The sequence below is a fragment of the Alienimonas chondri genome (assembly GCF_013036045.1).
GTDB lineage: Bacteria > Planctomycetota > Planctomycetia > Planctomycetales > Planctomycetaceae > Alienimonas > Alienimonas chondri.
Genome location: NZ_WTPX01000337.1, coordinates 1 through 987, shown reverse-complemented (window position 1 = coordinate 987; position 987 = coordinate 1). Strand labels below are relative to the sequence as shown.

Sequence of the window (987 nt, the reverse complement as noted above, 5' to 3'; positions counted from 1 at the left end):
CCACCCGACCGAGGGCCCGCACGGCGGCCCGCTGATCGAACTGGGCGACGAGGGGTACCACGCCGAACTGATCCACGACGACGCGGCCGGGGGGGCGTCGGTCATCACGGCGGGGCCGTCGTCGTCGGGGGCACAGCCGATGAACGCGGCGGAGGCGGCCAGCGCGAGGCCGGCGGCGAGGGTTCGGGAGAGAGTCTTCATCAGGGAGTCCTTCTGGTCGGGGACGCGGGGGGCACGCCGCTCGGAGACGATCCGAGCGGGGGAGCAGGGTCAGTGACGGTGCGACGGATTGGCGCAAAGCGCGCCGAGGTGGCCGTCCCACCTGCGGTACAGGCCTTGCGCCGCGGAGCCGTTCCACCGCGCGGCGAGGACGCCCAGGGCGTCGACCGCGAGGTGCGGAACGAACCCGGGGGGCGGTTCCTCGTGTTCATGGTTCCACGACACCGCCGTCGTCGCCGCGAAGAGCGCCGGCAGCGCGACGGCGATGAGGGCGGCGTTGGTTCGAGTTCGCATCGATACGGCCTCCTTGCGAGATGCGGACCGCCGGGCCACCCGGCAGCCAGGCGGAACGGCGATCAGTGGGAGTGGCTGGTCTCGAAGCCGTTCGCTTTGAGCCACGTCTCCCAAGCATGCGCTGTCTCGTGGTCGTTGAAGGCGAGCTCCATCCATGTCGGGCAACGATGGGACACGTCCGTGTGGCCGCCGTGCGGATCGGTCTTCACTTCGCAGCCCAGCTTCTTCAGGGTCGCGACGTGCCTGTCGACTTTTTCCGAATCGGCGAAGTGGGCGGACTGCCACTTCGCCGCCCGATAGGACACCACTTCCTTCTCCGCCCGGAGGACCGTGGGGGCGTCGGCCGCGGGGACTTCTGCCGCGGGGACGTCGGCCGCGGGGGCAAGCGGGCCGACGACAGCCAAAGCCAGGGCCGCGGCCAAGAGGGGGAACGTTCGGCGGGTCATCGGAAACTCCTTCACAAGGGGACGGGGG

Annotated in this window: 2 protein-coding genes and 1 pseudogene; all 3 read right to left on the bottom strand. The window is 70.7% G+C overall.

What is annotated here, in order from left to right; all coding sequences use genetic code 11:
• Positions 1-201 (bottom strand): annotated as a pseudogene (locus LzC2_RS21515) (hypothetical protein); the annotation flags it as partial.
• A gap of 69 nt (positions 202-270) precedes the next feature.
• Positions 271-513 carry a hypothetical protein gene (locus tag LzC2_RS21510; RefSeq protein WP_171190067.1) on the bottom strand — a complete coding sequence of 81 codons (243 nt, stop codon included), beginning with the start codon at positions 511-513 and terminating at the stop codon, positions 271-273.
• Between the two features lie 62 nt (positions 514-575).
• Positions 576-987 (bottom strand): hypothetical protein (locus LzC2_RS21720; protein WP_206678871.1); only part of this gene is annotated, 412 nt, incomplete at its 5' end.